Origin of the sequence: Streptomyces panacea (assembly GCF_040560175.1) — a bacterium.
GTDB lineage: Bacteria > Actinomycetota > Actinomycetes > Streptomycetales > Streptomycetaceae > Streptomyces > Streptomyces panacea.
In genome coordinates this window covers 1-5,659 of the sequence record NZ_JARJHW010000290.1, presented here as the reverse complement: position 1 = coordinate 5,659, position 5,659 = coordinate 1, and the positions used below count along the sequence as shown (strand labels likewise).

At 70.0% G+C, this 5,659-nt stretch carries 5 protein-coding genes; 4 read left to right on the top strand and 1 reads right to left on the bottom strand.

The window, feature by feature from the left end; all coding sequences use genetic code 11:
- Positions 1 to 15: 15 nt before the first annotated feature.
- Positions 16 to 807: a metal-dependent hydrolase gene (locus tag P3L51_RS34665; protein ID WP_354609343.1), complete on the bottom strand. Its 792-nt coding sequence runs from the start codon at positions 805 to 807 to the stop codon at positions 16 to 18.
- Positions 808 to 975: 168 nt separating this feature from the next.
- Between P3L51_RS34665 and P3L51_RS34660 the strand changes: the two genes are divergently transcribed.
- From P3L51_RS34660 to P3L51_RS34645, 4 genes are all read left to right on the top strand, one after another.
- Positions 976 to 3,498, top strand: coding sequence for a DEAD/DEAH box helicase (locus P3L51_RS34660; RefSeq protein WP_354609342.1), 2,523 nt, complete (start codon positions 976 to 978; stop codon positions 3,496 to 3,498).
- A 37-nt stretch (positions 3,499 to 3,535) separates the two neighbouring features.
- Positions 3,536 to 4,462 (top strand): acyl-CoA thioesterase, encoded by a 927-nt coding sequence (locus P3L51_RS34655; protein ID WP_354609341.1) that lies wholly within the window; start codon positions 3,536 to 3,538, stop codon positions 4,460 to 4,462.
- A complete protein-coding gene (locus P3L51_RS34650; RefSeq protein ID WP_354609340.1) occupies positions 4,462 to 4,950 on the top strand; it encodes a glutathione peroxidase in 489 nt (162 codons plus the stop codon). The genes P3L51_RS34655 and P3L51_RS34650 overlap by 1 nt, the downstream gene beginning before the upstream one ends.
- 168 nt (positions 4,951 to 5,118) lie before the next feature.
- Entirely contained in the window at positions 5,119 to 5,544 is a 426-nt protein-coding gene (locus tag P3L51_RS34645; RefSeq protein WP_354609339.1) for a hypothetical protein, read from the top strand.
- The last annotated feature ends 115 nt before the right edge of the window (positions 5,545 to 5,659 follow it).

Genomic DNA, 5,659 nt, shown 5'->3' with positions numbered 1-5,659 from the left:
CAGGGGGTGGGCGGGTCAGATCACGTTCAGCGCCGCCGCGCCACCCACCCCGCCGAGCAGCATGAACAGCGGCATCAGCACCTTCAGCTCCACCCAGCTCCCCGCCCTGAACCGGATCGCCTTCGGCGGCCCGATCGGGTACCAGCGCTTGCGCCCCACCGGGATGGGCCACAGGATCGGGCACCCCGACACCGTGAGCGCGTCGCCGATGTCGTGCACCAGCGCGCCCAGGAGGATCGGCAGCCCCAGCCACAGGTACTCCTGACCGGGCGCCGAGAAGAGCCAGTCCGAGCCGTTGCCCGGCTTGTCCAGCACACCGGCCAGGATCCACGCGCTCGTCGCGCCGAGCAGCCAGACGAGGACGTCGCTCGACATCCGCGCCGCCCGCCAGAGCAGCCCTTCGACGGCGAGCACCATATGGATGAAGAGCAGCGCGAGCACCGCCCACCGGCCGCCGAGTATCGCGAGCGCCGAGGCGCCGCCGCCGATCATGACGGCCCAGAGCCAGGTGTGGGTGAGGGTGCGGTGGCCGCCGGTCCTGCGGGCGTCGCCCGGTTTCCTTGTCGCTTTGTAGACGGCGAACGACAACTTGTCGACGATCTCGCAGAGCGCCTTCGACACCGGCCCGAAAGCGCGCGAGATCGTCGCCGACTTGTGGTCCAGGTCGGGGGCGAGCGCCGCCCCCGCGCAGATCAGCGCGCCGACGACCAGCACCGGCCAGGGCATGGCGCGGTCGGCCGCCGCCGCGGCGGCTCCCACCCCCAGCCACGCCGCCGCGCCCGACAGTGAGTGCGCCGGCCCCATCATGGTCGTCCCCGCATGGTTGATCCCCGCCCCGTCGTCGCTGTGGTGGTACGTGCTGATGGGCCCACCGCCGTTGCGGAAAGGCCCAGTTGACAGGGCAGCGTATCGCCCGTGATCTTCGGCCGGTCGTCCGGTTCCCTCATCGGGGCCGAAGGCAGGCAAGATGGGGGTGTGACCCTTATTGATCAGCTCCCGAAGGACGCCGACCCCGATGCCCTCTTCGAGGCCTTCTCGTCATGGGCCGAGGGCGAGGGCATCACGCTCTATCCGGCTCAGGAGGAGGCGCTGATCGAGGTGGTCTCCGGGGCCAACGTGATCGTCTCCACCCCCACCGGCTCCGGAAAGAGCCTGATCGCGGCGGGTGCGCACTTCACGGCGCTGGCCCAGGACAAGGTCACCTTCTACAGCGCCCCGATCAAGGCGCTGGTGTCGGAGAAGTTCTTCGACCTGTGCAAACTGTTCGGCACGGAGAACGTCGGCATGCTGACGGGCGACGCGTCCGTGAACGCCGACGCGCCGGTCATCTGCTGCACGGCGGAGGTGCTGGCGTCCATCGCCCTGCGGGACGGCAAGCACGCCGACATCGGCCAGGTCGTGATGGACGAGTTCCACTTCTACGCGGAGCCGGACCGCGGCTGGGCCTGGCAGATCCCGATCCTGGAGCTGCCGCAGGCGCAGTTCATCCTGATGTCCGCGACGCTCGGTGACATGTCGCGGTTCGAGGAGGACCTGACCCGCCGTACGGGCCGGCCCACCTCCGTCGTCCGCTCGGCGACCCGCCCGGTGCCGCTGAGTTACGAGTACCGCCTGACCCCGATCACCGAGACGCTGACCGAACTGCTGGAGACCCGTCAGGCGCCGGTCTACATCGTGCACTTCACGCAGGCGGCGGCCGTCGAGCGCGCGCAGTCGCTGATGAGCATCAACATGTGTACGCGCGAGGAGAAGGACCGGATCGCCGATCTGATCGGCAGCTTCCGCTTCACCACCAAGTTCGGCCGCAATCTCTCCCGTTACGTGCGCCACGGCATCGGTGTGCACCACGCGGGGATGCTGCCGAAGTACCGCCGCCTCGTCGAAAAGCTGGCGCAGGCCGGTCTGTTGAAGGTGATCTGCGGTACGGACACGCTCGGCGTCGGCGTCAACGTCCCCATCCGTACGGTGCTGTTCACCGCCCTCACCAAGTACGACGGCACGCGCGTACGCACCTTGCGCGCCCGCGAGTTCCACCAGATCGCGGGCCGGGCCGGGCGGGCCGGTTTCGACACGGCGGGCTTCGTCGTCGCGCAGGCGCCCGAGCACGTCGTGGAGAACGAGAAGGCCCTCGCCAAGGCGGGCGACGATCCGAAGAAGCGCCGCAAGGTGGTCCGCAAGAAGGCCCCCGAGGGTTTCGTCGCCTGGTCGGAGACGACGTTCGACAAGCTGATCGGCTCCGACCCGGAGCCGTTGACCTCCCGCTTCCGGGTCACCCACACCATGCTGCTGTCGGTCATCGCCCGGCCGGGCAACGCCTTCGAGGCGATGCGCCATCTCCTGGAGGACAACCACGAGCCGCGCAAGCAGCAGCTGCGGCACATCAGGCGCGCTATCGCCATCTACCGGTCGCTGCTGGACGGCGGGGTGGTGGAGCGCCTTCAGACCCCGGACGCCGAGGGGCGCATCATCCGGCTCACCGTCGACCTCCAGCAGAACTTCGCGCTCAACCAGCCGCTGTCGACCTTCGCGCTGGCCGCGTTCGAACTGCTGGAGCCGGGCTCGCCCTCGTACGCGCTGGACATGGTCTCCGTCGTCGAGTCGACGCTGGACGATCCCCGGCAGATCCTCGCCGCGCAGCAGAACAAAGCGCGTGGCGAGGCGATCGGCCAGATGAAGGCCGACGGTGTCGAGTACGAGGAACGGATGGAGCGGCTCCAGGAGTTCACGTACCCGAAGCCGCTGGAGGAGCTGCTGTGGCACGCGTACGAGGTCTACCGCACCAGCCATCCGTGGGTCGGCGACCACCCGGTGTCGCCGAAGTCCGTCATCCGTGACATGTACGAACGGGCCATGACCTTCACGGAGTTCACGTCCCACTACGAGCTGGCGCGCACCGAGGGCATCGTGCTGCGCTATCTCGCGGGCGCGTACAAGGCGTTCGAGCACACCATCCCCGACGATCTGAAGTCGGAGGACCTGGAGGACCTGATCGCCTGGCTCGGCGAGATGGTGCGGCAGGTCGACTCCAGTCTCCTCGACGAGTGGGAGCAGTTGGCCAACCCGGAGGTGGAGACCGCCGAACAGGCGCGGGAGAAGGCCGACCAGGTCAAGCCGGTCACCGCCAACGGGCGGGCGTTCCGGGTGCTGGTGCGTAACGCGATGTTCCGCCGGGTCGAGCTGGCGGCGCTGGACAAGGTGAACGAACTGGGCGAGCTGGACGCCGAGTCGGGCTGGGACGCGGACGCCTGGGGCGAGGCGATGGACGGGTACTGGGACGAGTACGAGGAGCTGGGCACCGGTCCCGACGCGCGCGGCCCGAAGCTGCTCGGCATCGAGGAGGACCCGGAGCACGGCCTGTGGCGGGTCCGGCAGTCGTTCGCCGATCCGAACGGCGACCACGACTGGGGCATCAGCGCGGAGGTCGACCTCGCCGCGTCCGACGAGGAGGGCCGGGCCGTGGTCCGCGTCACCTCCGTGGGCCAGCTGTCCGCCGCCTGACTCCCCCGGCACTTCGACACTGTGGAGAACGAGAACGATGACGACGAATCCCGCCGAGCGGCTGGTCGATCTGCTCGATCTTGAGCGGATCGAGGTCAATATCTTCCGCGGGCGCAGCCCGGACGAGTCGCTGCAACGGGTCTTCGGCGGCCAGGTCGCCGGCCAGGCCCTGGTGGCGGCCGGGCGCACCACGGACGGCGACCGACCGGTCAACTCGCTGCACGCCTACTTCCTGCGTCCCGGCCGGCCCGGCGTGCCGATCGTCTATCAGGTCGAGCGGGTGCGGGACGGCCGGTCGTTCACGACGCGCCGGGTCACGGCGGTGCAGGAGGGCCGGACGATCTTCAACCTGACGGCGTCCTTCCACCACGCGGAGGAGGGCGGCTTCGAGCACCAGCTGCCGCCGCGCCTCGACTTCCCGGACCCCGAGTCGCTGCCGACGGTGGCGGAGGAGGTCCGTGAGCATCTGGGCGAGCTGCCGGAGGCGTATCAGCGGATGGCGCGCCGTCAGCCGTTCGACATCCGTTACGCGGACCGGCTGCGCTGGACGCCGGAGGAGGTCAGGGACGCCGATCCGCGCAGCGCGGTGTGGATGCGCGCGGTGGGTCCGCTGGGCGACGACCCGCTGGTGCACACCTGTGCGCTGACGTACGCGAGCGACATGACGCTGCTGGACGCGGTCCGTATCCCGATCGAGCCGCTGTGGGGGCCGCGCGGGTACGACATGGCGTCGCTGGACCACGCGATGTGGTTCCACCGGCCGTTCCGCGCGGACGAGTGGTTCCTGTACGACCAGGAGTCGCCGATCGCGACCGGCGGGCGGGGTCTGGCCCGGGGCCGTATCTACGACCGCTCGGGCCGGCTGCTGGTCTCGGTCGTCCAGGAGGGGCTGTTCCGCAAGCTCGCCGACCGAAGCGCGACAATGGACGGGATAACGGGACCGACTGCTCCGAGGAGACCTTGATGACTCTGTACGACATCCCGCTGCGCACCCTGACCGGTGAGCCCACGTCCCTGGCCGCGTACAAGGGCCGGGCGGTGCTGGTGGTGAACGTCGCGTCGAAGTGCGGCCTCACTCCGCAGTACGCGGGTCTGGAGCGGCTCCAGCAGACGTACGGCGACCGCGGCCTCACGGTCGTGGGCGTGCCCTGCAACCAGTTCGCGGGCCAGGAGCCGGGCAGCGCCGAGGACATCGAGACGTTCTGCTCGACGACGTACGGCGTGAGCTTCCCGCTGCTGGAGAAGTCCGAGGTCAACGGCGAGAACCGGCATCCGCTGTACCAGGCGCTGACGGAGCGGGCCGACGCCGAGGGCGAGGCGGGCGACGTGCAGTGGAACTTCGAGAAGTTCCTGATCTCCCCGGACGGCGAGGTCGTGGGCCGCATCCGTCCCCGTACGGAGCCGGAGGCCCCGGAGGTCATCACGGCGATCGAGGCCCAACTGCCCGCGTAGCGCGCGCTCTTGAGACCGATGCCCGGCCCGTGCCGGTGGGGCCGGGCATCGGCGCGCGCGGACCCCTCACCGGTTCACGCGGCCCCGGACACCCCCTAGGGGGCGTGTGGCACGCTCCCTGACGGACTACAACACCGGACCGACAGCGGGCGGAGAAACGAGGGGCCCATGACCGGTCACGGATTCGACCTGCCGCCGAAAGCGCCGCCGGACGTCGTCGCCGGGCGCGACGCACTGGCCGACGAGGTGTGCCTGGCACTGGCGCGGGCCGGGCTTCCCGTCCACCGGGGTGACCTGGCCGGCGGTCCGAACGGCGCGCCCGGGGCGGATGTTCATGTGGATCCTCTCGCCGAGGGCGGCGGTGTGTTCGTGGCCTGGGACACGGACACGGAGCTGCGGACCGCCGCTCTGGATCTCCTCGCGAAGGGGATCGACTTCTCGGATCCGCCTCCGGCCCTCCGCCATCACCAAGCCGTCCACGACTGTATGCGAGCCGCTCTTCTGGGGATCCTCCACTCGGCCGGGTTCCAGGTCGAAGAACCGGACAGGCACACGTACGGGAGTGCGGTCCGTGTGAAGGGCCTCCGGCCCTGATCCCGCCCGTCGGGCCCGGCCGCGCCGACACCGGCCCCCCGGACCGGGCCCTGTCCGGCGGAGCTAGGTCGTGTCCTCGTACCGGGCGTACTCGGCCGACTCCGACAACGCGGCG